A 24,743-nucleotide genomic window follows, 5' to 3' on the forward strand; every position below is an offset into this window, starting at 1 on the left:
GCAGATAGTGATTTTTTTCATAACTATAATTAATATTCAGACTTACTTTAGTAGGCGTTTGACATCGGTGGCACTGACCTCGCTACGGCTATGACCGCCGAAAGTGACACGGACGTAATTGCTGATACTGGCAATCTGCGCATCACTTAACTCTTTAGAAAAGCCAGGCATTTTAGGCGCGGTATTTAAAGCCCCTTTGGCACCATAAGCAATAACATTAATCAGTGCATCAGGTTTATCACGGCGTATGCTACTCAATCCTACGATAGATGCATAACGAGCATCTGGCTGCGCGTAACCATCTGCCCCATGACAGCTGGCGCAAGCGGCAAGGTACAGCGCTTTTGGTGACGTATTGGCATTAGTATCAGTACCAACCCTAGCATTCACTTTTTCCTGCGCTAAATAGTCTTTTTGTTCGATTAGATTATAGGTAATAGAATGGCTCGACGGCTGAGGCAAGCGCGATATGTCTACCGGAATCATCTTATCGTCCGTTTTTATGATGGGTACGGCCTTTAGATAAGAAGCCATTGCACTCAAGTCTTCGTCTGTTAAATAACGAGTGCTGTGAGCGACGGCTTCAGCCATCGGCCCGCCAGCATAAGCGCGCTGATACAATGTTCCAGTACGCAGATAAGTGACGATATCTTGCTCGCTCCAGCGACCAATACCACTCTCATCATCAGGAGTGATGTTGGGCGCATACCACTTACCGAGCGGCGCACCAGATAAATATTTATCCTTATTGAGCCCCTGAGTGAGGTTGCGCGGAGTATGACAAGTACCGCAATGTTCTAAGTTATTAACCAGATACTCACCGCGCTGCTGCGTTTGGGTGAGGCCTGAGCGATTTTCGGTAGCAGGTACATTTATAATATTCCAAGCCAGCATTAAACTGCGTATATTTAAGGGAAACGGCAACTTAGTCGTACGCTCGGGCGGGATCTCAACGGCAGGTACAGTCTGAAAATAAGCAAATAATGCGCTAACATCCTCATCTTTCATACCATGATAGGACGGATATGGCATCGCAGGATAAATCTGATGATTAGGAGTACGGCCCTTCTGCAAGACTTTTTTTAAGTCAGCTTCGGTATAATTACCGATACCATAACGCTGAGAAGGGGTAATATTAGTCGAATAAATGGTGCCAATGGGGGTTTCAATCGCTACACCACCGCTATAGTCTTCACGGTGACAGGCCATACAGTCAGCAGTACGGGCAATATAAGCCCCACGATTGGCCAAATCACTGTTGGCTGGGCTTACATTGGGTAAACTGATAGCTAGTAGGCTAACACCATCAGCCATTACAGCACTAGAAACCATACTAAGCACCAGTGCTGACAACATCATAGAAATTGGCTTCATAATATCCTTATACCGCTAGCGAATGACCTTGAACACTCTTTACTAAAATAAAACTTTTTGATCAAAATTGCTTGTTTAATTATTCGTAGTGCACGTTTTTTTACAAAAGTTACAGTAAAAAATAAGCAGGTTAATTGATATTGACTGATGAGCATCCTCAAACAAGCCGAACAAAGCATTACTCTTAAGTGTATTGAACCTGGTAATCCACAACAAAATGCTTATGTTGAACGCTACAATAGAACGATGCGTTATGATTGGCTAAACCAAGAGTTGTTTACTAATTTAGATCAAGTCCGTCAACAAGCTGAAGCTTGGCTATATAGTCAGTTCAAAATAAAATAGATACATTTGTGTCAGCGCACTACTGTGTCGTTTTTAAATTGGATTTACTATATCACTACCATCATGAGCGCCCTAATATGAGCAATGCCGATTTTACGCCAATACAGAAACTAAACCACGCCGCTTAATTCTATTTGATTAGTGTCTTATAGTTGGGATAATTACCGTATCACCTCTGTAATCAATAGCGGCGCCCTATTGATTAATACCGAGTTTTGTATATGATGTGACTTGATTTATGGTCGGTTTTTATTATTAGTAATAGTCCACTGAGAATAACTATGAAGACATTTGCTTGTACGTTTATATTCACACTGATGACCTTCCTTACAGGCTGCCAAGCGTTGTTTCAGTTTTTTGACAGCCCTATTCCAGTAAACTCTACTAAAAACCACAGCAAATAGCTTAATATTACCTCAAGACCTAAAACGGCATAAAGCTTAACATTACTCAAGCTTGTCTATAAATTTGCTGTTGAAAAATGTTGATAATCGAAACCAATAAATAAATAGTGTTTAGAAAAACAAAAAAAAGCAGATATCAATATTGATATCTGCTTTTTTATTTACTCAATTTTTATTGGCTATTTGTTTTGACGCACGCTTACTTTGCTTATACTGATTTTGCTTGTACTGATTTTGCTGGTTCTGATCCTGTTGGCTGATGCTTGATGATAGTCTTTGCTAAATGATCGCCAAACCAAATGGCAGTATCAATATCGCCTTTGCCAGGTGTTTCTTCAGGGGGCGCATTAATAGATTGGGTCATTAACCCCAAAAAGCTAGACAGTCGATTTAAATCATTCACTTCGTGCCCTGTAGGCATCAGTGGCATGCCAACCCAATTCATACCATGCTGCATCGCAAATATACAAATTTGCTGTAATACGGCAAGTTTGTCACCACTTAACCCACCTGAATTGGCAAAACCTGCTGCCCACTTTCCTTCCCATTCTCTGTGATACCAACGCTTCGAGGTCTCATCCATAAAAGTTTTAAATGCGGCTGGCGCACTACCCATATATACGGCACTACCAAAAACCAGCAGATCTGCTGCGTCGACAAAGTCCCAATCTACATCATGAATATCTATCGCCCTTACCTGGGATTGTGGTAGTTGTTGACGTGCCCCTACCACTACCGCTTCAGCGACGCGCCTAGTGTGACCATAGCTACTATGATAAATAACTGCTATTGATACACTAGGCTTGCTAGCAGAAAGTTGCGAAGACGTTGATAAAGAAGGCGCTACAGTTGTATTCATACGAACTCTAATAATAGGTAATAAGTGTTTGATTTAATAACAAAAATTAATAGGTTAAAACCTGCTGGATACGATTGGCATCCGTAATAAGCAAGCTGCGCACAATAATCAATGCCATAAGTCGGATTGCTGGCTGCTGTGAATAAACCTGACACCCATAGGGATAATAACTCTGACTATTATAGCTGCATTGACAAAGAATATCAGTACAGGTGGTAATACCGGCATCGGTTAACTGATATGCGGCAGACAGTGACAAATTCAACCTTATTTTAACAGCTACATTTTTATGAACGCTGAATTTATTAGGTCATGCTGTTTATTGGTACACACTGTAGTGAAATTTAATAGATTATCAGCAGTGCTTATTTGTGGACGTGCAACACGCCCTAGTATTAGAAAAAATAAAAAATCCTATTAAAATCATTAATATCTGCTTCCGCCATTCGCCAACAATGCTGCCAACAAATTAGTCCCTGTAGAATCTCTGTTATTCCATATAATCATATGTTGATTCTCATTCTTCTAGTGTCTCTATGTTTACTTCAATGACAATAAGATTATGATGGTGCAATTAGCCATTCAACATTTTCAAGAGATCTAGTATGGTATAGCCGCATTTTCGCTTTTTACAGTGCGTTTTTCTTGCCGCTATTGACACCATTGACGCTTGCCGTTACGGAAAAAGCTATAACATGATGACCTTTTACTATTGGCTTTTTGATCATTAACCCACTCGAAAAAACAACTTAAGTATTCCGATATATTATAGAAATTGATTCCAGCGAACTGCGTTGGAAAGGGACGTTATTACATTGACTACGATTACTAGAGTTCAACCTGTGAACGATACAAAAGGTCCGATTGTCACAGACAGTTTGGCATTAAATGCACCGCAAAAAATATTAATAGCAGGCGGCGCCATTGCTGGCCTGATACTACTGATTTATTTACTCGATACCCAGCATGTTTCTCAATCGCTGCTGCTGGGAATCGGTTTGCTGCTAGGTTATACCCTGTTCCATGCTCGTTTTGGTTTTACCTCTGCCTTCAGACGTATAATGTCAGTAGGGAATGGGCAGGCTATGCGTTCTCATATGCTAATGCTAGCGGTCGCCGTCACATTGTTTGCGCCAATCTTGGCTTACGGCGCCACATTTTTTGGCGGGCCGCTCGCAGGCTATGTCGCACCAGTGGGCGTCAGCCTCATAGTAGGGTCTTTCATGTTCGGCATCGGTATGCAGCTTGGTGGCGGTTGTGCTTCCGGTACGCTTTATGCTCTGGGCGGTGGGCGTTCTGTCATGTTCGTGACGTTTATTTTCTTTATAATTGGCGCCACCATTGGTGCTTATCATTTGCCATTTTGGACCGAAGAGATGCCAGCGTTTGAACCCTACTCACTTGCTACGTCGACTAATCTTGGCTACAGCGGTGCTTGGCTTTTGTCTTTGGCATTTTTCGGTTTAATCGCTTGGGTAACCTTGGTTGTTGAAAAGAAAACAAAGGCCCCTAAAATGGCGCCGGTACCTTCTACAAGCGGATGGAAGCGAATTTTACGTGGCTCTTGGCCACTATTTGCGGCAGCGATTGTGTTAGCCCTGCTTAACGCACTGACTTTGATGACCCGTGGCCAGCCTTGGGGCATCACTTCTGCGTTTGCATTATGGGGCTCTAAAATTGCTAGAACCTTAGGGGTCGATGTGACTAATTGGGGCTATTGGCAAGGGGCTAATGCTGCGGCGCTTGATGTTTCTATCTTTGCAGACTCGACCACGGTATTGAATATCGGTATAATTCTTGGTGCCTTTATCGCTTCAGCTGCTGGCGGACTATTCAAGTTCACCCAGGTTACTGCGGGCAATTTCGCCGCTTCAGTTATTGGTGGCTTGATGATGGGCTATGGTGCACGCCTTGCATTCGGCTGCAACATCGGTGCTTATTTCGGTGGTATTGCCTCGTTCAGCTTGCACGGTTATGTCTGGGGCATACTCGCACTAGCGGGCACTTTATTGGCTTTATACTTACGTCCCTTATTCGGACTGTCGGTGCCAAAATCGAACGATTCTGTCTGCTGATACAGACTAATGGCTGCTATTAGTTATCAACCATCATTAAATAATTGTTCAGTGTCCATCAATAAAAAGAGATAGCCGGCTAAAAACCTGCTATCTCTTTTTGCTATACGTCATAGATAAATATTAAACCGATAAACTACGCACGATGATTAAGGCCATACGTCCAGTTGCTGGCTGCTGTAAATGAGTCTGACGCCGATAAGAATAATAATGGCGATCAGCATAACTACAACCCACTGGTAAATCAGTGCACACTATAATACCTGCAGATACTAATTGGTCATGAGCCAGCTTGGGTAAGTTTAGCTTTATCTTATCCGCGCCTACTGGAGTGTGAACGGATGGGTTATCGATGGTCTTATCTACGCACTCGGTATTGGTAGCCAAATTATTAACAGTATTAGGATAATCGCTAGTATCAGCAGCTATACAGTAGATCTGAGCAAAATTATCAATGCTAGCTTGTGTTAATGATTGATTTTCTACGCAACCCGCTAACAGCCGATCAGCAACATGATTGCCGACTTCATAATGCACCGGACTGATACTGACACCAATCCATGCCATAACCTGCCCTTTGGCCATAAAGCGCTCAACCGTTGCCTTAATGACACCGCAAGCTAACCCTTGCCAGCCGGCGTGAATGGCTGCTATTTGTCCACTTGCAGGTTGATATAAGACGATAGGCACACAATCAGCAGTCATAATCGCTAGCCCTAAGTCGGCTTGCTGGCTAATCATCGCGTCAGCATCTACTAGATGCATGCTAAATGACGCACTATCGACGTCATAAACTTGCTTGCCATGAACCTGATTGACCCAGTGCAAGCTAGTGATAGGTGAGCGCTGTTGTTTTAATGGTTGAGCACTTAGTTGTTCATTAATTGCCGCCAGCAAGCGCATCCGATTGGTCAATACCTGCGCGGCATCGTCATTGACATGTAAGCCCAAATTTAACTCACCATAGCTCGCTCGTCCTAACTGACACAGTTGCTGATTTTTTTGTTCATTGCTTTTAATATCAGTACTTTCGATATCAGCATGTTCAAAGTCAGCATATTCGAAATCAGCGTTCTCATAAGCCGCGGTTTGAAAAATAGCCACGTCATCAAACTGCGCCAATAATGTAATCGGAGGCTTAGTAGTCATGGCTTATTTATCATCGCTCAGTCATCACTTTTGGTTCATCGCAGCTTATTTAATAGATTTTTTTAGTAGCTTTTCTTATTAATTCTCTTAGTAACTTTTATACGGTGCTTTTTCTTCAGGGTAATAGCCATCACTTAATACAGTCATTAACTTTTGCATATCTTCAGGAATAGGCGTCGTTACTTTAATGTCTTCACCGGTAGTGGGATGAACAAAACCTAAGGCATAAGCATGCAAGGCTTGGCGCGGGAAGTTACTGATTATATTACGCTGCTGTTCTGTCAATCCAGCACGCAATTGGCGACGACCACCATAGACCCGATCGCCGACGATTGGGTAAGTAATGTGACTCAAATGCACGCGAATTTGATGGGTACGACCAGTTTCAAGCCCAACATCCAATAGCGTATAGTTGTCATTAAGTGCGGTAACCTCTAATAGATGCGTGACGGCCTCTCGCCCAGCAGTCATCACTGTCATTTTGGTACGTTGGTTACGATGACGACCAATCGGCGCGTCAATACGTCGATGACGCATTAGGCTCGCTTGATCCCCGGCTACCACACATTGATAATGACGATAGACTGACTTATCTTTGAGCTGCGCCATCAATGCCATCTGGGCCGGTTTGGTTTTACCGATAAGTAACAGTCCTGAGGTGTCTTTATCAATACGATGTACCAGACCTGCCCGTGGCAAATGATGCTGTTGTGGATAATGATATAGCAACGCATTGACTAGCGTGCCCGTCTGGTTACCAGCACCTGGATGCACCACCATACCTACTGGTTTATTAATAACCAATACCGCATCATCTTCATAAACCACATCGATAGCTATATTTTCCGGCTGATCTTCACTGTGCTGCTGCAAGGTGGTGGACAGATGCAACACGTCTGCAGCCTTGACCCGGTACTTTGGCTTTTGCTCAATGCCGTTACACAGTAAGCTACCGTCGCTAACCCAGCCTTGTAACTGGGCACGCGAAAAGTCCGTAAAAGCTAGCGAAGCAAGTTTATCAATGCGTAGGCCAGCTTCATCTTCAGAGGCCGTATAAGTCACATCGATTATTTCTAGCACAGCTTGTCTAGCTAGCGGTGCCTCATCGCCTTGATCGTCATCGTCATCGTCATCGTCATCGTCGAGTGAATCAGTATCAAGTACATCATCTAGTGACTTGTTGTCATCATCATTATCATCTTCTGACGATACCTGACCACCATCACGTGGTTCACTGTTATTTGGTAGCTCATCTTGCGTGGTTAGATCGTTATCTAGCAACTGACTGGGCGTTAAATTTGTGGTCATAGCTTCATTATTCATAGCAGATTCATATAGGGCAAAGTCACCAAGGTGAGCTTTATAAGAAAACAGAAAGGCAATCAGCTGGCCATCAAAAATTAAAATAGCCAAAAAAAAGCGAGTTTAGTGTTGCTATAGTGTACCATGCCAAAAGCACAAGCCCTATAGTAGCTAACAGTTATCTGTCATTTGATACTCATCATTGAGCACACTAATAATCCACTATTAACTCTCTATAATATGACGTTATGGTAAGTTACTGTATCTTGGCTAGTACGGACGACCATGGTCATCGCTTATTAAAACAGTCATTACTAGGTGCTGACCAAATACTATATCGTCTGTATCAATTGATAATATCTCAACAGACAACCGCCTAGATAGAGTCAATTAGAGCGGTTGAAGACCGTTGTCATTTAGAACAATAAGTATAAAACCTTATCTCACTCTAAAATTTGCTTCACCCTGGTGCAGATAACTACAAAACAGATAATGAAAAAATAGACCCGTCTCAAGTTATTCTATAAATTAATCAAGATTTTGCTGTATGCTATGGCACTGTGTTTAATCAGAAATCATTTAAAGTTCTATTTAATTATAGTCACACCCGAGCAACTATGGTCACATCTAGGCACCGTTAGGTTTAATCATAGACAAACTTAATGATAGACTCTTTATTGTTGCCGTAATCAATTGTTGCCGTAATCGTCGCCTTTTGATCATTAACCTGTTATATAGTGTGATAGCACCATTGCTATTATGCGTCTTGTGTCGGAGAAGAAGTATGCGCCCTGTTGGCAACACGTTTATCAAACTATCCTCAGTAACCCTGCTTGCATTAAGTGTGAACTTGGTGGGCTGTCAAACTTTTAAAAATTTGACCAGTAAGGATGTGGATGCAGTCGAAACTGCTGAGAAGTCAGAACAAGCCTACTATAATGACGCCATTACCCAGATTGATAAAGGTCGCTATACGCAAGCTATTGAAGATTTGACCAATCTGCGTACCTTTTATCCTACCGGAATATACGCTGAACAAGCATTGCTCGATATCATGTATGCCCAATTCGAAAGTGGCAGCTATGAGACTACGGCAGGCAGTGCTGAGCAGTTTATTAGCCTATATCCGTCTAACCCGCAAGTCAGCTACGCTTACTACGTGCGCGGTGTCGCCAATATGCAAGGCGCATCTGACGGCATCCAAATATTCAAAATGAATCAAGCCGAACGTGATACTGCTTATCTGCGGATCGCCTTTGCTAACTTTCAAGAGCTTATCAATAAATACCCTAACAGCCCTTATGCACCAGATTCTGCCCAGCGCATGCTATTTATTTATAATCAGTTTGCCCAAAGTGAGCTGACAGCAGCTCGCTGGTATATTGAGCGTGAGGCGCATGTGGCTGCTGCCAATCGTGCTAAATGGGTATTTCAATACTATCCACTAAGCGAGTCAGTACCGGAAGCTATTGCTATTCTTGCTTATAGCCATGATAAATTAGGGCTGACGGACTTAGCAAAAGACTATAAGACGCTGCTACAAATTAACTATCCAGAATTGCTTACCAATGACGGACGCGTCAAGCTTACTACCAAAAGTGACCGCACCTGGTTGAATAAATTGACTTTTGGTCAGCTTGGACGTGCCAGCATACAAAACACCTCAATTGCTGAGGGTCAATATAGTGGCGCTACCAAAACCCAAATGATTCGTAATGCAAATCAGCTCAGATTGCCTACCGACGATGCTACTGCTGCTGATACTGCCATTATCAGTAGCACACCAGCCCGCTCTAGCGGAATCAAGGTAGGTTTAGGTCTGCCTGATAGCGCCACTGAACAAGTCTCTGGCCAAGGTAGTTCTAGCGCTGCCGCTAAAGAAGCTGCTGTCGAGCCATAAAATATCAATATAAATGACGATAGCTGAGCGTTGATGTTAGGAACCATTAACTGAAACAGTTAATAAAAAATGCCTTAACTGATAAAATCTGAAGAATAAAAAAGATATTAAAAAATAAGGTCAACGACCCCGTTGGCCTTATTTTTCTGTCTTTGTGCTACCGTTTTTTATACGACAATCTTTTTACTTAAAAGCCACCTTGCTTGAGAGCCACTTTAATAAACAATCTCTTTGTTCAAAAGCCACTACCCTACAATCACCGCACTATGATCACAGCCATATGGTAAAATATTTCTTCCATGAGCATTCCAAACCATATTCTCGAGCAATTAAATAGCCAAGCTGACCTGATCAGCATTATTGGGCGTCATACTACGCTCAAACGCGCCGGTGGCGAGTATAAAGGCTGCTGTCCATTTCATGGGGAAAAGTCGCCATCATTTTATGTCAATCCACAAAAAAATATCTACCACTGCTTTGGTTGTAGTGTCGGTGGTAACGCCATCAGCTTTTTGCGCGATTATGAGAACCTCACCTTTATAGAAGCAGTTAATGAGCTGTCAAAGCAAACCGGTATCGAAGTACCACAAGAAGAACAACAGAATGTTAGCTATCAGCGTAGCAAACCTAAACCTATCGCCAAACCACAACACCAGACGCCCAAGCCGTCGTTCAATAACTCGACGACCCAGCAACTGTCGTCAGTAGATAATCCATCGTCAGCAACTGCCCCACCTGATAGTAGTAACGATGGCAGTATTGATAACGATAATATTAATACTGCTAACGAGTACTCTGACCAGTATGACTATGAAAATAGTGGCAGGTATGATGGCTTACCACCCAATATTCCTTATGACAATGATTATAATAGCGCAGAGTATAATACAGAACCACCCGCTTGGCTGACAGGTGACGATGCGTTTGTAGGCTCAGATATAGACCATGCGTCCGCTGATAAAGACGGCAATTTATATGAGTTATTGACCCAGATTCAGCAGTTTTATCAGCATAATTTAACCACCCATCCCCATGCTCAGCATTATTTTGCCGCACGTGGTATCACTGAACAGAGCTTAGATGTTTTTGGGTTGGGTTATGCCCCATTCGGCTGGCAGCATCTTGAACATCAATTCCCACAAGATATCGAAGGACTCAAAGCACTGGGGTTAGTCCGTAGTTCAGAATCGGGGCGTGATTATGATTTATTGCGCGATCGGGTTATCTTTCCGATTCGTGACAATCAAGGTCGTATCATCGGCTTTGGGGGTCGTGCACTCGATGATGAGGTAAAGCCCAAGTATATTAATTCATCAGACTCACCAGTTTTTCATAAGCAGCACGTGCTATATGGCTACTACGAATCACGCCAGCAGCGGGCAAACCGCTGGCTAGTGGTCGAAGGCTACATGGATGTCATCGCCCTACACCAAGCCGGTATCTATGGTGCCATTGCCTCAATGGGCACGGCTATTAATGAAGCTCAAATATCACGCCTATTGACCTTAAACCCTACATTAACCTTGAGCTTCGATGGTGATAGCGCGGGACAAAAAGCGGCTTGGCGTACGCTTGAAGTCAGTCTACCAGTGCTCGGCGACGATAAAGAGCTGCGGTTTTTGACCCTACCAAATAATCATGATCCCGATACTTTTATTAAAAGTCATGGCGCAGAGGCTATGCATGAGCAAATTGCAACGGCGATGCCCCTATCGCAGTATATTTTTGCCTATCTAAGTGAGCGCCATGACTTAACATTAGCGGAAGGTAAAGCGAAGCTGATGTCGCAAGTGCGTACGCTAACCGCTTTATTGCCCAAAGGCAGTAGCTTTCGTTACCTGCTCAACAACGACATTTATCAAAAGCTGGGCGGTAAGCGTAGCCAGAATATTGAGGCAAAGGATGCGCTACTAGACTTCGATGGTGATATGACCATCAGCCAGCAATTACAGCTGTGTTTTTTGTTTCAGCCGCGTGCCCTGATTGATGATCCTATAGAGTCCATTTGGCAACAGACCGGTATTGATGGTTTGAATCTGCCCGCACATATCAAGCAAAAGGCCTCCTCTGATGCATTGCGACCCTTGGCTTGGGAAGATTTACAAGATGCTGCCTTATTGGATGTCGTTAGTACTATTAAGCGCTGTCTGGCTTATTTGCCGACCGATGCCAACGCCGCCGCACATTTTATTTTATCTAATCTAAACCCGTTAACTCAAGAAGCGCTTAGCCGTAATTGGGGATCCTTTTATAAAACCCTGATCACTAGAAATATTTTAAGCCTTGATGAGCAGATTGAAAACTTAGTGAGTCAACTCTTAGAGCGCAATATGAAGAAAAAAATACAAGAGTTGGTAAAAAATCCTGATCATATCAAGGCCACTATCGTACGCATTCAGGCGCAGCTATTAAGCAACTGGTTACGTGCCCAGCAAGCGGAACAATCAGCGCAAATGATTAGTATCTAATACAGGCAGTATTATAGATGGTCGTGGCTACGACGATTCAATGGGCCTAAATCAGCGATTTCAGCAGCTTATAAATAGTGAAATCAACGAATCTCACTTAGGTATTGGCGTATTTACCCGGTCGTTAGGCAAACAAAATGGCCAGTTTGCTTTGAATTTATTTTATTAATCGTAAAAACTGACCGTCGATATTAATTTTTTAAGCTCAACTTTTTGTTTATAATATGCTCGCTCTTTAAATTAAGGCCTGCTGACCCCATTATTTATGATTATGGCCAGCAATCAATAGCAGCTTATTGCTAAAATATTATAAAAGGTCGTCAGCGACATTGTGCTTGCTTACTAAGGTCTGTGTTAAACTGTGCCGCTATTATATTTACGGTCCTATTTCTGTTGTTTAACGACAGGTTGTTAAGTGAATTTTTAGCACTAAGTAAGGTTTGAGCAAGCATATTGACATAACCGTACTGAACCTTATTATTATTATTTTAAATTTTTTAGGTTTGAACTTTTTAGGCTTTTAACTTTTAGCCATTTTTGAGTATTTTTATTGTATTTTTTTGAATTCTAATTCATATCAATTCATTTTTGTTGTTATTGACTACGCCTACGCTTTTTTGTGATCAATCTTTTGATTAGATCAGCGCCCTGAACAAGCAGTAGCCCGTCATATCACGAAAATGTCCGACGCAAACAAAGTGAGTATTTATGAACGATAAGTCAGTTTCTAAGTCCACATCTCAGCTGGCCACCTTGATCCAAATGGGTAAAGAGCAAGGATATTTGACCTATGCTGAGGTGAATGACCAACTCCCCGACTCCATTACCGAAAGCGATCAGATCGAAGATATTATCCAAATGCTAACGGATGTTGGTATTAAAATCTTTGAGTCTGCGCCTGATGCTGATGATATCTTGATGAATGACGATTCAAGTGATGACGAGTCAGCAGCTGACGAAGCAGCGGCAGTATTAGCTGCTGTTGAGACTGAGCCTGGTCGCACCACTGATCCTGTCCGTATGTATATGCGTGAGATGGGTACAGTGGACTTGCTGACCCGCGAAGGTGAGATTGCCATTGCTAAGCGTATCGAAGAAGGTATTCGTGACGTTCAGCATGCGATGTCTTATTGGCCAGGAACGGTACAGTATGTACTGGACGAATATCAGCGTGTATTAGATGGTGATAAGAAGCTCTCTGACGTTATCACTGGTTTTTTAGATCCTGAAACTGATGCTGAGACCGCCGCCGCAAAAGAAGAAAAAATCATGGTCATCAAGTCAAAAGCCAAAGCGAAAGCTGAACGCGAAGATGACGAAGATGGTGAAGACGGTGAAGCTACTGAAGATGATGACGCCGAAGAAGAAACCGGTGGTATTGATCCAGAAGAAGTGCGAGTACGTCTAGAAGAGATTGAAGGCCTATTCATTGCAGCCAAACAAGCCCTGCTAGATTTCGGTCGGGGTAGCGTACAAGCCAATGAGGCTTACGAACAGCTTGCCATGCGCTTCATGATGCTCAAGCTTAACAACCGCTTGTCAGATCAAGTAATGGCCATCATGCATGATGTGTATGATGATGTGCGTAAACAAGAGCGTCAAATCATGCGCTTGGTTATTCGCCGTGGCCGTATGCCGCGTGAAGAGTTCCGTAAGACTTTTCCAAGTAATGAGACCAACGTTGATTGGCTCACTGAACGTCTAGCTGGTAAGCCGGCGTTTGCTGGGACCTTAGAAAAAGTCACCGATGATGTTATTCTTTTACAACGTGCCATCCGTGATTACGAGCACAAGCTCGATATGACCATTCAAGAAATGAAAGATGTGGCACGCCGCATGGCAATCGGTGAAGCCAAGGCTCGCCGCGCCAAGAAAGAAATGGTTGAAGCGAACCTACGTCTGGTTATCTCTATTGCTAAGAAGTACACCAACCGTGGTTTACAGTTCTTAGATTTAATTCAAGAAGGTAACATTGGTCTGATGAAAGCGGTTGATAAATTTGAATATCGTCGTGGTTATAAGTTCTCAACCTATGCCACTTGGTGGATTCGTCAGGCCATTACTCGCTCTATCGCTGACCAAGCGCGCACCATCCGTATTCCAGTGCATATGATTGAGACGATTAACAAGATTAACCGTGTTTCTCGCCAGCTACTCCAAGAGATGGGACGCGAGCCAACGCCTGAGGAATTAGGCGAACGCTTAGAGATGGACGAAGTTAAAGTCCGCAAAGTGCTCAAAATCGCTAAAGAGCCAATCTCTATGGAAACCCCTATCGGTGATGACGAAGATTCACACCTAGGCGACTTCATTGAAGATCAGACCATCTCTAGCCCAGTCGATGATGCTACCTCAGCTGGCCTACGTGAAGCGACTCGTGATGTGCTTAGCAATCTAACTGAACGTGAAGCACGTGTGCTAAAAATGCGTTTTGGTATCGATATGCCCACCGATCATACTTTGGAGGAAGTCGGTAAGCAGTTCGATGTGACTCGTGAGCGTATTCGTCAGATCGAAGCCAAAGCCTTACGTAAATTACGTCATCCATCACGCTCTGAGCATCTTCGCTCGTTCCTTGAAAATGACTAATTTTTGAAAGTGATTGGTTTTTGAAAGTGATTGGTTTTTGAAAATGAGTGCTTCTTTAAAGGCACAAGCTAATCCCTTATAAAGGGTTTAGCTTTTAAGCATAGCACCAGATATAGACCTAATAGCTGAGCGAGTCTCAGCTTTTTTGTGGCCTGTCGATAAGTGTGCTGAACAGCACCGCCAGGCTATACTGTTGAATAATAGCCATTGAATAACCATTATTAAATAAGACAATCAAAAATAAGGACTCTATAATGAGCGATAATCAACAAGATCCAAAAAAAGAAGTCACTGTCTCTAATCTGTCATTAGGGAATGACAAGATCAAAGGTAAAAAAACTGATATCCAGAATCCTGAACTCTGGGATTTTCCTATGGATTATCCGTTAAGTATTATCGGTCATGAAGGTGAGCACGACAGCTTACTTAATGAAGTTAAGCTGATTCTTGGTAGCCAATTCCCTGATTTTGATTTGGCTTCTATTAAGGTTAAACCGTCCAAAACCGGCCGTTTTCACTCGGCACGGGTTAATCTATACATGACCTCAGCTGAACAGGTCAACACCCTATATGCGGCGCTTGATAATGCCAAAACCGTACGCATGGCACTGTAAGATTATTGCGACCCATCACATGTAGTACGTAAAAACCTAGCGGTAATAATAATCACAATCGTCACTCATATGAGTGGCGATTTTTGCTCGTCTCAGGTACAATCGTCAGCGCAATTATGGCCGCTGCCCTAGTAATTTCTACAAGAATTTTTGTAGCATGGCCGACCTAAAATAATAAATAGTTTTTACAAAAATTTTATTATTTCTAGTAATCTCAGCTAGCCCTTACTCCATCGCCCTTTGCTAAAATATAAGCACGCCACAACCTCGTAGCAACATAGTTTACTCCTAAAATCAATATAGCTTTTTCAAAATATTCCCGCTATATTGTGCCTATCTACTAACACAAACGCTATATGTAGTGCTCAGTGATTTTATCATCACTATGAGCGGTGCTATTTTTTTGCCTGAAAAAAGCTGAGTTAGCCTGATAGAAACTGACGCATAGTAGTAATTAGCGGTAGTAAGCAACAGTGATAAATAACAATAGTCAGTCACAATGATAAGCAACAATACAATAAATAAATGGCTAGCCGATTTAGCCATATAACGAACAATATTAGCAATCAACAATAGAGGTTAGCATGACACATATCGATAGCATTCAAGTCACCAAACGTGATGGACGTCTCGAACCAATTGATTTAGATAAAATTCATAAAGTCATCGAGTGGGCCGCTCACAAGTTAGATAATGTGTCAGTATCACAAGTTGAGCTAAAGTCGCACATTCAGTTCTATGAAGGTATCAAAACTCGTGATATTCATGAAACTATTATTAAGTCTGCCGCTGATTTAATTTCTGAAACCACGCCTGATTATCAATATTTAGCGGCACGTTTGGCGATCTTTCACTTACGTAAAATCGCTTACAATAGATTTACCCCGCCCTCTTTGTTTGATCATGTACAAAAGCTCACTGACGCTGGCAAATACGATCAACATATCCTAGCCGATTACAGCCTTGCCGAATTTGATGAGCTAAATGACTATATCGATCATTGGCGCGATATGAATCTTGCCTATGCTGCTGTTGAGCAAATGGCTGGTAAATATCTGGTACAAGACCGTGTCAGCAAGACCGTTTATGAGAGCCCGCAGTTCTTATATATGTTAGTCGGTATGTGCTTATTTAGCAGCTATGATAAATCAGAGCGTCTAGACTTTGTGAAGCGCTTTTATGATGCTACCTCACAATTTAAAATCTCTCTACCAACACCGATTATGTCAGGCGTACGTACCCCATCACGTCAGTTTAGCTCATGCGTGCTAATTGAGTGCGGTGATAACCTGGACTCCATCAACGCGACCACTAGCGCCATCGTGCGTTATGTATCACAGCGTGCTGGCATCGGCATCAATGCTGGTCGTATCCGCGCCCTTGGTAGCCCTATTCGCGGCGGTGAAGCGCAACATACTGGCTGTGTACCCTTCTATAAGCTATTCCAAACCGCTGTCAAATGCTGCTCACAAGGTGGCGTCCGTGGCGGAGCTGCAACCTTATTCTACCCATTATGGCATTTAGAAGTAGAGTCGCTGCTAGTCCTCAAAAATAACCGTGGCGTTGAAGACAACCGTGTTCGTCATATGGATTATGGCGTACAGATTAACAAGACTCTATATAGCCGTCTGATTAAAGGCCAAGATATTAGCTTATTTTCACCATCTGATGTGCCAGGCTTATACGACGCCTTCTTTGAAGATCAAGACAAATTCGAAGAATTGTATACTAAGTACGAGCAAGATGATTCCATTCGTAGCCGTCAAATCCCAGCGTCTGAGCTATTCAGCCTAATGATGCAAGAGCGTGCCAGTACGGGTCGTATCTACATTCAAAACGTCGATCATTGCAATACTCATAGTCCATTTGATGCCAGCGTTGCGCCTATCCGCCAATCAAATCTATGTATGGAAATTGCGCTACCAACTAAGCCACTTGATAACATCAATGACGAAGAAGGCGAGATTGCCCTATGTACGCTATCTGCGGTTAACTTAGGTAAAGTTGAGCATGTCAGCGATATCGAAGAGCCTGCTGAGCTGATTGTACGGGCACTGGATGCCCTACTCGATTATCAAGACTATCCGGTCAAAGCCGCTGAAAATGGTAGCATGCGTCGCCGTACATTAGGTGTGGGCGTGATTAACTACGCCTATTATCTTGCGAAAAATGGCGTGCGCTATTCAGATGGCTCAGCATTGGGTCTAACTCATCAAACCTTTGAAGCGCTACAGTATTATTTATTGAAAGCCTCAAACAAATTGGCCAAAGAGCAAGGTGCCTGCCCTGCCTTTAATGAGACCACTTACTCACAAGGTATCTTGCCAATTGATACTTATAAAAAAGACTTGGATAAAATCTGTCAAGAGCCACTACATCTCGATTGGGAAACCCTACGTACTGACATCACCACGCATGGTCTACGTAACTCGACCTTAACTGCCTTGATGCCGTCTGAGACCTCTAGTCAGATTGCCAATGCGACTAACGGTATCGAGCCCCCACGCGGTCTGGTGTCTATCAAAGCGTCAAAAGACGGTATCTTGAAGCAAGTAGTACCGGAAATTGAGAAGCTTAGAGGCCAGTATGAGCTATTGTGGCAAATGCCTAACAATGATGGTTACTTAAAGCTAGTCGCCATTATGCAAAAGTTCGTTGACCAAAGTATCTCAGCCAATACTAACTATGACCCGACTCACTTTGAAGGGGGTCGTGTACCTATGAAGGTCTTGCTCAAAGACTTATTGACTGCCTATAAGCTGGGTGTAAAGACTTTGTATTATCACAATACTCGTGATGGCGCGAACGATGCTCAAGCAGATATGGAAGATGATTGTGCTGGTGGGGCATGTAAGATCTGAGAACCGTTAAAAAATTCCACTGATATAAAATTATAAATTTTCTCTTGCGTCAGGACGAAGCAATGCTTCACTCTATCCCTACTCAAGGTTCGCAAGAGAAATTCTTTAAATAGAATTTCCGACGGATGGCGGGTTTGGCTTATTTGATTGAGCTCGCTATCCATCAATAATATATTATAGAGATTTTTTAAATTTGCCTGATTCTAAAAGTATCAGGCAATAAAAATGGCAAAGACGATTTCTCATCTTTGCCATTGGAGATAATAAATACGCTAATATTTGTTATCAGGAAGTTAAGACTATCGACTTTCACAAGTGGTAAGCAAATAGAATAACGTTTCGTTGTAAGGCATCTATTCTAATTCAAAACTTATCCCTTGTCCAAGACAAACCGTGAAGTGATAGTCACAAATGTTTCAGCTCAGGAGTAATGAGTATGGAGATTTATTGTGATACCCATGGTGACTCTGGCGTAAGCGCGTTTGAAGTCGGTACCGACTTTATAATTGTACGTTTTACGAAAGGTGGTACGTATCTGTATAACTATTTCACAACTGGCTCTTACCATGTCAATAATATGATAAGACTGGCTAGAATGGGAAATGGACTTAACGGATACATAAACTTAAATGCTAAACACACTTATGCTAGAAAAATAGCATAGGTATTTGGTCTGACCTAAATGGTTTAGTGTTCGGGTGTTTCGGCACCTTAGCACTATTAAGTATAAGTTGCTGAGAGGGATAAAAATTTGAATATGTCAGTTAGTAAAAAGCATTTTGTGAGAATTACTACTTGGGATGATATTTTTAAAATGAGTGGATATACTGACTCATTAGATCCTAAGAAGGAAAAATTAAAGCAAGTTATTAATAGATATGAACTTCCAAATAAGGGTAGATGTGGTTTATCAAATTGTCGTACAGCTCATAATAATGGATGTATTGTTGAAACTGAGTCTGGAAGGCTGACTAATTTAGGAAATGTCTGTGGTAAGAAGTATTTCGGAGAAAACTTTACGTCTTTGAGTAACAAACTTAATAAAGAGATTGATTATTTCAACAAAGTCGAGAATATAAAATTAGCAAAATCCAATATTACTGAAAATTATAGAAAGTTAAGTGAAATGGAAGCTGATTGGAAAAAGATTGAGCGCGTTTATAGGGCTATAAAATCTGAAGGTCTTGATGGACTGTATGACAAGTTAGAACAAATGAAGCATAGTAAGAGTTCCATCATTTCAATACAGCGTAGAGCTGCACAATCTGAGATTGAACTTGAAGAGGTTAGAATAGGAAAAGACGTTCAAAGTCCTTTTTATATTACCAAGAGCTTAGGTAACCTGAAAGGTCTAAACTATCTTATTGATAGAGTTAAGATTAAAGCCATGATTCAAAATAACAATGCAATTCTTAAAAGTTTAGATAAGTTTGATGAAGGTAATATAACCTTTAAAGATCTCAATAGAATGATCAGAGATATTGAACATTTACAAGATAGTGTTCGTGAAGCTCATAGTATTATTATGGAAGGTTTCAAGTTATTTGAATCAGATAATATGAGACAATTTACGCCTTTGATAAGTAGTACAAGGCATAGAAAGTTAAAAAGGTTTTTGAACGCTTGTTTCGAACATTAATGAAGCGTAGGTTGGGCGGAGCTTACGGCCCCAACGGTTTTAATTTAACAACTTGTTCGGTCTCGTTCCTCTATACCAACCTACACTCAAATCAAGTTCTTAAGTTGTTATAATTAAACCATATTTAAGATACCGAGAATAAAAACGACGGAGGTCAAGGCGTGCAATATACCGCAATCATCAAAGACGGTGGTTTATTTATCCCTAACGTATTTTCAGACCTAAACGATGGTCGCTCATACATTGTACAAGTGGAAGTAGACATCGAAGACGTTCGTAAGCAGTTAAACTCAAGCGAAGAACCAAAGAAAGCAGCAATAAAAGAACCTAAAAAACAATTGAAGAAACAGACGCCAAAGCAACCATCGAAAGAACCTCAAGACCTTGGCCTAGGTACACTTCAGAAGAGTGATATCGATGAATTAGAAGCATTGGATGATATAGAGCTAAGCGAAATGCTCAAAGCTTATATGAATGATGGACAAGTACCAGTACAAATATCTTTAGAGAACTTATAGTAGAAAACCTATAGCGCGTTTTTACAACTATTTTCAAAATTTTAGACTAATAATCTGTACAACATAAAAAGGCATGACCATGACTTACTCAATCTTTAACCAAACGCCAAACAACGCTATGAAAGAACCGATGTTTTTTGGTCAGCCCGTCAATATTGCCCGCTATGATCAACAAAAGCATCCTATCTTTGAACAGTTGATTGAAAAGCAATTGTCGTTCTTTTGGCGTCCAGAAGAAGTCGACGTGTCAAAAGACCGTATGGACTTTGGCAACCTATCCTCGCATGAGCAGCATATATTTTTGAGTAACCTGAAGTACCAGACCCTACTCGACTCTATCCAAGGTCGTAGCCCAAACGTGGTGCTACTCCCGTTAGTCTCTATTCCTGAGCTTGAAACCTGGATTGAGACTTGGTCATTTTCAGAGACCATTCACTCGCGCAGTTATACCCATATTATTCGTAACATCGTCAATGACCCAAGCCTAGTGTTTGATGACATCATGACCAATGAGCATATCTTAGGGCGCGCCTCTGATATCGCCCAGTACTATGACGAGCTATATCACAACTCGCAGATTTACAGCTTGTTCGGCGCAGGCACGCATACTATTAATGACAAAGAAGTGACGGTTGATTTGACCTCCCTAAAAAAGCAACTATATCTGTGCATCATGGCGGTTAACGTCCTTGAAGCAATTCGCTTTTATGTATCGTTTGCCTGCTCGTTCGCCTTTGCTGAACGTAAGCTGATGGAAGGCAATGCCAAAATCATCAAGCTAATTGCTCGTGATGAAGCCTTACATTTGACTGGTACACAGCATATGCTGAACCTAATGCGCAATGGTAAAGACGATCCAGAAATGGTACAGATTGCCAATGAGTGCTATGAGCAAAGCATCGAGATATTCCGCAAGGCCGCTGAGCAAGAAAAAGAATGGGCCAGCTATTTATTTAAAGATGGCTCAATGATTGGCCTGAATAAAGATATTTTATGCCAATATATTGAATACATCACTAACTTGCGTATGGAAGCGGTTGGCCTACCATCAGCATTCCCAAATTCTAAATCGAACCCCATTCCATGGATCAATACCTGGCTGTCCTCTGATAATGTTCAGGTCGCGCCACAAGAAACTGAAATCAGTTCATATTTAGTTGGTCAGATTGATTCAGATTTATCAAATAATGATTTTGATGACTTTGAGCTATAGAGAATGGTAGCCAGCTGAGTAAAAGTTTAGCTTGGTGTCTCATTAACAATGAATAAGGTCGATTGACAAACAGATAGCATACGACAGGACTAATCGCGATAGGATCAACTATGACATGGGTAATGACCAGTAAACAGCAGTTCTACTTACATGACGATGAGAGCCTACTAGATGGGCTGCTGCGGACTGGTCATGAGGTTAACTACCAATGTAAGGAAGGCTATTGTGGCAGTTGCCGTATACGCCGGATTGCAGGCTCACATCCGGTCGATTATCCGTTTGCACCACTGGCTATGATTGAGGACGATGAGATCCTAGCTTGTTGTTGCCGGGTACAAGGCGTTATTTATATCGAGCATGAGTTTATCAAAGACTAATTTGTAGAACCGTTATCAGCAGCCATAAAAAAGCGCGTTATCTTAATCAAGATAGCGCGCTTTTTTTTATCACTTACTATGAGCTCTACTGCTGCTGAGTAGCGGCGTCATTTTCGAACAGCTGTAGCAATTCTTCACGCATACGTAACCGTTCTTCTTCAGACATCATCGGTCCGTCTTGATCGCCACCATGATAACTTGGTTGACCATTTAAGCTGCCCTTATCGATGGTAGTTGGTGGCTCAACTGTCTCTTGCTGTGGGCGTTCGGCTAGCATAATTTTGGCTTGCTTGTTTTTGCCGTCACGCAATATCTGCGTGTTGAGCTCAGTACGGATGGGTTTGCGAGCCACATATTGTATCAGAGTATTGGCATCAGTCATCTCAATACCATCAATGGTTAAGATCACATCACCGGCCTTTAGGCCACTTTTTGCCGCTGGGCCTTTATCGATAACTTTGAGTACTTCCACACCCGTTGAGGTTTCAAGACGGGTCGGATCTTGTAGCTGTGACTGGATTTCAATCCCTAGCCAGCCCCGAGTCACACGACCATCTTTAATCAGCGCGTTCATTACCTGTTCCACTAAAGCCGTTGGAATGGCAAAGCCGATACCCATCGAGCCCCCAGAACGTGAAAATATAACAGTATTAATCCCCACTAGCTCACCACGAGCATCAACTAGCGCACCGCCTGAATTGCCTGGGTTAATAGCGGCATCCGTTTGAATGAAATCTTCAAATTTATTCACCCCAAGCCCAGTACGACCGGTCGCTGAGATAATCCCTTGAGTCACCGTTTGCCCCACGCCAAATGGATTACCAATCGCTAATGCTAAATCACCCACGCGAATAGGAATTTCACGAAAACCAAGCGGTGTTAGCCCAGTCATGTCTACCTTAATGACGGCTAAATCACTGTCAGGATCGGTACCAATGAGTGTGGCACGACTTTTACGACCATCGTTGAAGGCGACAGTAATTTCATCCGCTTTTTCTATGACATGAGCATTAGTGACAATATAGCCATCCTTTGACACTATGACTCCAGAGCCTAAATTGGTAGGACCTTGTCCTTGCGGACCCTCATTATGAAACTCAAAAAAGCGGCGCAAGACCGGATCATCCATATAGGGATGCTCTTCCATCACTTGAGTCGTGTAGATATTTACCACCGACTGCGAGGCACGGGCAACTGCATTGTGATAAGAAGAGATAGGTGCTGGGGTGTCAGACACTGAAGCGGATGCTTGTTGCTCAACAGCCGTGGTTCTTGGTGGCTCCCATTTGGCCTCTGACGGGGTCTTCATACTCGCAAACAACCAGACAAAAGCTGCAATAACTATCAGCAATAAGGCCCAAGGTAGCCATTTTAAGAAACCGGCCTTGTTATTGGTGTTCAGGGATGACGACATATAGAAAAACCTCTATGTATTTGATACAGACGTACAGCGTCTGAGACTCTCAGACCAACAATATTTCGTCTGTAAATTATAACTGGCAACAAGGTTAAATTGTAACGGATCGTGTACCGTTTCAGTTAGTATGCTTGTCAGAATTTTTTCAGCAGTATGATAAAATAACTGTCATCCATATTATATGCTTTTATTGACAGCAAGTACTTAGCTAATACGAAATATTAGTAAGTTACAATAACAATCGAATCTAAATAATTAAGTTAGATTAATCAAATCACAGTAGTTAATCTCACTTAATTAAACCGACTTAATTAAACCAAAACAGGAAACCATAATGACTACTAAAGACGTCATAACTGAAGAATCCAGCCCTTCCGTAACCGCTCAGACCTTGACACAATTTTGTGACGACTATCTGAGTGCTGCTGCTTTTAAAGACTACGCTCCTAATGGCTTACAAGTGGATGGTGGCCGACCTATACGGCGCATTGTCACTGGCGTTACTGCTTGTGAAGCCTTGATCGATGCGGCGATTGCTGATAATGCCGATGCAATCATGGTACATCATGGTTACTTTTGGAAAGGTGAACCTGCCCCTATAGTAGGTATGAAAGGACAACGTATTCGTAAATTGCTGCAGAACGGCATCTCGTTAATCGCTTATCACCTACCCCTTGATGGTCACCCAGTAATTGGTAATAACGTCAAACTTGCAGAGGCGCTAAACATGACCATCACTGAGGCGCTCTATCCTAATGATTCACATCCGGTGGGCAACATCGCAACGTGTGCCCCGCAAACTGCCCATAGTCTAAGCGCTATCATCACCGAAGCATTAGGACGTGCGCCGCTGCATATCTCTGGCGACTATAATGCGGCTGATAATACGGCTGATAATAATAGTACCGCTACTCACTCGAAGCGCCTCGAGCGTATTGGGATATGTACGGGCGGCGCGCAAGATATGATCGAACAGGCGGCAGTAATGGGCTGTGATGCTTTTATCTCGGGTGAAATATCAGAACGTACCACTCATATCGCTCGCGAACTTGGTATTGACTACTTTGCCTGCGGTCATCACGCTACAGAACGTGACGGTATTCAGGCATTAGGTGAGTTAATTGCACAACACTTTAGCGTACCAGTGACTTTTATTGATATTGATAATCCAGCGTAATCACGAGTTAAAACTATCCTTGCTGCATTATGTTAGGGCCTGTGCTTATTTAGACGAAAGGCTTAATATGATTTGATAGCAGTATTAAGACTACATTTAGATTCAGCGAGCTAGGATAGAAAATTAATGGATATTTGTTAAGTTATTTTGATAAACTTTAGTTGGTTAAAAATTAAGCAAAATATATCTATTTTTGACCGTCTACCACCTAATTGTTAAGTTTTATCACTCTTTTCTTAACTTAACTTGAATACTGCAACTAATACCCGCATATTAGCAACTTGTAAGAGAATGTTTTGTCATGAAACTTCCCATTTATTATAGCTTCCGGTTATAGCGTTAAATGATGCGGTAGTTATTCATATATTCATTACATGATACGGCCTATGATTTTACCTGCAGTTTTCTGAGGCAGGTGGCTATTTATCCGTGTTATGCGTTGGCCTATTTTTGTAGCGGCTA

General features: G+C 42.2%; 16 protein-coding genes and 1 pseudogene. 12 read left to right on the top strand and 5 right to left on the bottom strand.

Annotated elements, in window-relative coordinates:
- Nucleotides 1-42: 42 nt before the first annotated feature.
- Nucleotides 43-1,374 (bottom strand): c-type cytochrome, encoded by a 1,332-nt coding sequence (locus H4W00_RS09820; protein ID WP_209957739.1) that lies wholly within the window; start codon nucleotides 1,372-1,374, stop codon nucleotides 43-45.
- Nucleotides 1,375-1,545: 171 nt separating this feature from the next.
- On the opposite strand from H4W00_RS09820, the pseudogene H4W00_RS09825 reads away from it, so the two are divergent.
- Nucleotides 1,546-1,847, top strand: a pseudogene (locus H4W00_RS09825) (integrase core domain-containing protein); the annotation flags it as partial.
- A 484-nt stretch (nucleotides 1,848-2,331) separates the two neighbouring features.
- Here the strand turns inward: H4W00_RS09825 and H4W00_RS09830 are convergent.
- Nucleotides 2,332-2,982 carry a flavodoxin family protein gene (locus H4W00_RS09830; RefSeq protein ID WP_209957741.1) on the bottom strand — a complete coding sequence of 217 codons (651 nt, stop codon included), beginning with the start codon at nucleotides 2,980-2,982 and terminating at the stop codon, nucleotides 2,332-2,334.
- 842 nt (nucleotides 2,983-3,824) lie between these two features.
- Between H4W00_RS09830 and H4W00_RS09835 the strand changes: the two genes are divergently transcribed.
- The gene (locus H4W00_RS09835) at nucleotides 3,825-5,057 is read left to right on the top strand and encodes a YeeE/YedE family protein (RefSeq protein WP_327193151.1); all 1,233 of its coding nucleotides are present in this window, start codon (nucleotides 3,825-3,827) and stop codon (nucleotides 5,055-5,057) included.
- A gap of 123 nt (nucleotides 5,058-5,180) precedes the next feature.
- Here the strand turns inward: H4W00_RS09835 and H4W00_RS09840 are convergent, their stop codons facing one another.
- Together H4W00_RS09840 and H4W00_RS09845 are read right to left on the bottom strand one after the other, a co-directional pair.
- Nucleotides 5,181-6,206: a polyphenol oxidase family protein gene (locus H4W00_RS09840; RefSeq protein WP_209957745.1), complete on the bottom strand. Its 1,026-nt coding sequence runs from the start codon at nucleotides 6,204-6,206 to the stop codon at nucleotides 5,181-5,183.
- Between the two features lie 87 nt (nucleotides 6,207-6,293).
- Complete coding sequence (locus tag H4W00_RS09845) at nucleotides 6,294-7,529, bottom strand: RluA family pseudouridine synthase (RefSeq protein ID WP_334684940.1); 1,236 nt, start codon at nucleotides 7,527-7,529, stop codon at nucleotides 6,294-6,296.
- A 763-nt stretch (nucleotides 7,530-8,292) separates the two neighbouring features.
- Here H4W00_RS09845 and H4W00_RS09850 point away from each other — a divergent pair.
- The 9 genes from H4W00_RS09850 (at nucleotide 8,293) to yfaE (ending at nucleotide 21,687) form a co-directional block, all read left to right on the top strand.
- Nucleotides 8,293-9,408, top strand: coding sequence for an outer membrane protein assembly factor BamD (locus tag H4W00_RS09850; protein ID WP_209957747.1), 1,116 nt, complete (start codon nucleotides 8,293-8,295; stop codon nucleotides 9,406-9,408).
- Between the two features lie 299 nt (nucleotides 9,409-9,707).
- Nucleotides 9,708-11,876 carry a DNA primase gene (locus tag H4W00_RS09855; RefSeq protein WP_209957750.1) on the top strand — a complete coding sequence of 723 codons (2,169 nt, stop codon included), beginning with the start codon at nucleotides 9,708-9,710 and terminating at the stop codon, nucleotides 11,874-11,876.
- 708 nt (nucleotides 11,877-12,584) lie between these two features.
- Nucleotides 12,585-14,465: an RNA polymerase sigma factor RpoD gene (rpoD, locus tag H4W00_RS09860; protein WP_209957752.1), complete on the top strand. Its 1,881-nt coding sequence runs from the start codon at nucleotides 12,585-12,587 to the stop codon at nucleotides 14,463-14,465.
- Nucleotides 14,466-14,719: 254 nt separating this feature from the next.
- A complete protein-coding gene (locus tag H4W00_RS09865; protein WP_209957754.1) occupies nucleotides 14,720-15,079 on the top strand; it encodes a YbeD family protein in 360 nt (119 codons plus the stop codon).
- A gap of 584 nt (nucleotides 15,080-15,663) precedes the next feature.
- Nucleotides 15,664-17,940, top strand: a complete 2,277-nt coding sequence (gene nrdA / locus H4W00_RS09870; RefSeq protein ID WP_209957756.1) for a class 1a ribonucleoside-diphosphate reductase subunit alpha — start codon at nucleotides 15,664-15,666, stop codon at nucleotides 17,938-17,940.
- Between the two features lie 751 nt (nucleotides 17,941-18,691).
- Nucleotides 18,692-19,579 (top strand): hypothetical protein, encoded by an 888-nt coding sequence (locus tag H4W00_RS09875; RefSeq protein ID WP_209957758.1) that lies wholly within the window; start codon nucleotides 18,692-18,694, stop codon nucleotides 19,577-19,579.
- Between the two features lie 161 nt (nucleotides 19,580-19,740).
- Nucleotides 19,741-20,097: a hypothetical protein gene (locus H4W00_RS09880; protein ID WP_209957760.1), complete on the top strand. Its 357-nt coding sequence runs from the start codon at nucleotides 19,741-19,743 to the stop codon at nucleotides 20,095-20,097.
- A 79-nt stretch (nucleotides 20,098-20,176) separates the two neighbouring features.
- On the top strand, nucleotides 20,177-21,310 hold the full coding sequence (nrdB, locus tag H4W00_RS09885) for a class Ia ribonucleoside-diphosphate reductase subunit beta (RefSeq protein WP_209957762.1): 1,134 nt from the start codon (nucleotides 20,177-20,179) through the stop codon (nucleotides 21,308-21,310).
- A gap of 110 nt (nucleotides 21,311-21,420) precedes the next feature.
- Entirely contained in the window at nucleotides 21,421-21,687 is a 267-nt protein-coding gene (yfaE, locus tag H4W00_RS09890; protein ID WP_209957765.1) for a class I ribonucleotide reductase maintenance protein YfaE, read from the top strand.
- Between the two features lie 85 nt (nucleotides 21,688-21,772).
- Here yfaE and H4W00_RS09895 read toward each other — a convergent pair whose 3' ends face one another.
- Complete coding sequence (locus tag H4W00_RS09895; RefSeq protein ID WP_209957768.1) at nucleotides 21,773-23,101, bottom strand: S1C family serine protease; 1,329 nt, start codon at nucleotides 23,099-23,101, stop codon at nucleotides 21,773-21,775.
- A gap of 337 nt (nucleotides 23,102-23,438) precedes the next feature.
- Between H4W00_RS09895 and H4W00_RS09900 the strand changes: the two genes are divergently transcribed.
- Nucleotides 23,439-24,281, top strand: coding sequence for a Nif3-like dinuclear metal center hexameric protein (locus H4W00_RS09900; RefSeq protein WP_209957777.1), 843 nt, complete (start codon nucleotides 23,439-23,441; stop codon nucleotides 24,279-24,281).
- Nucleotides 24,282-24,743: the final 462 nt, after the last annotated feature.

Source organism: Psychrobacter sp. PL19, assembly GCF_017875835.1.
Taxonomy (GTDB): domain Bacteria; phylum Pseudomonadota; class Gammaproteobacteria; order Pseudomonadales; family Moraxellaceae; genus Psychrobacter.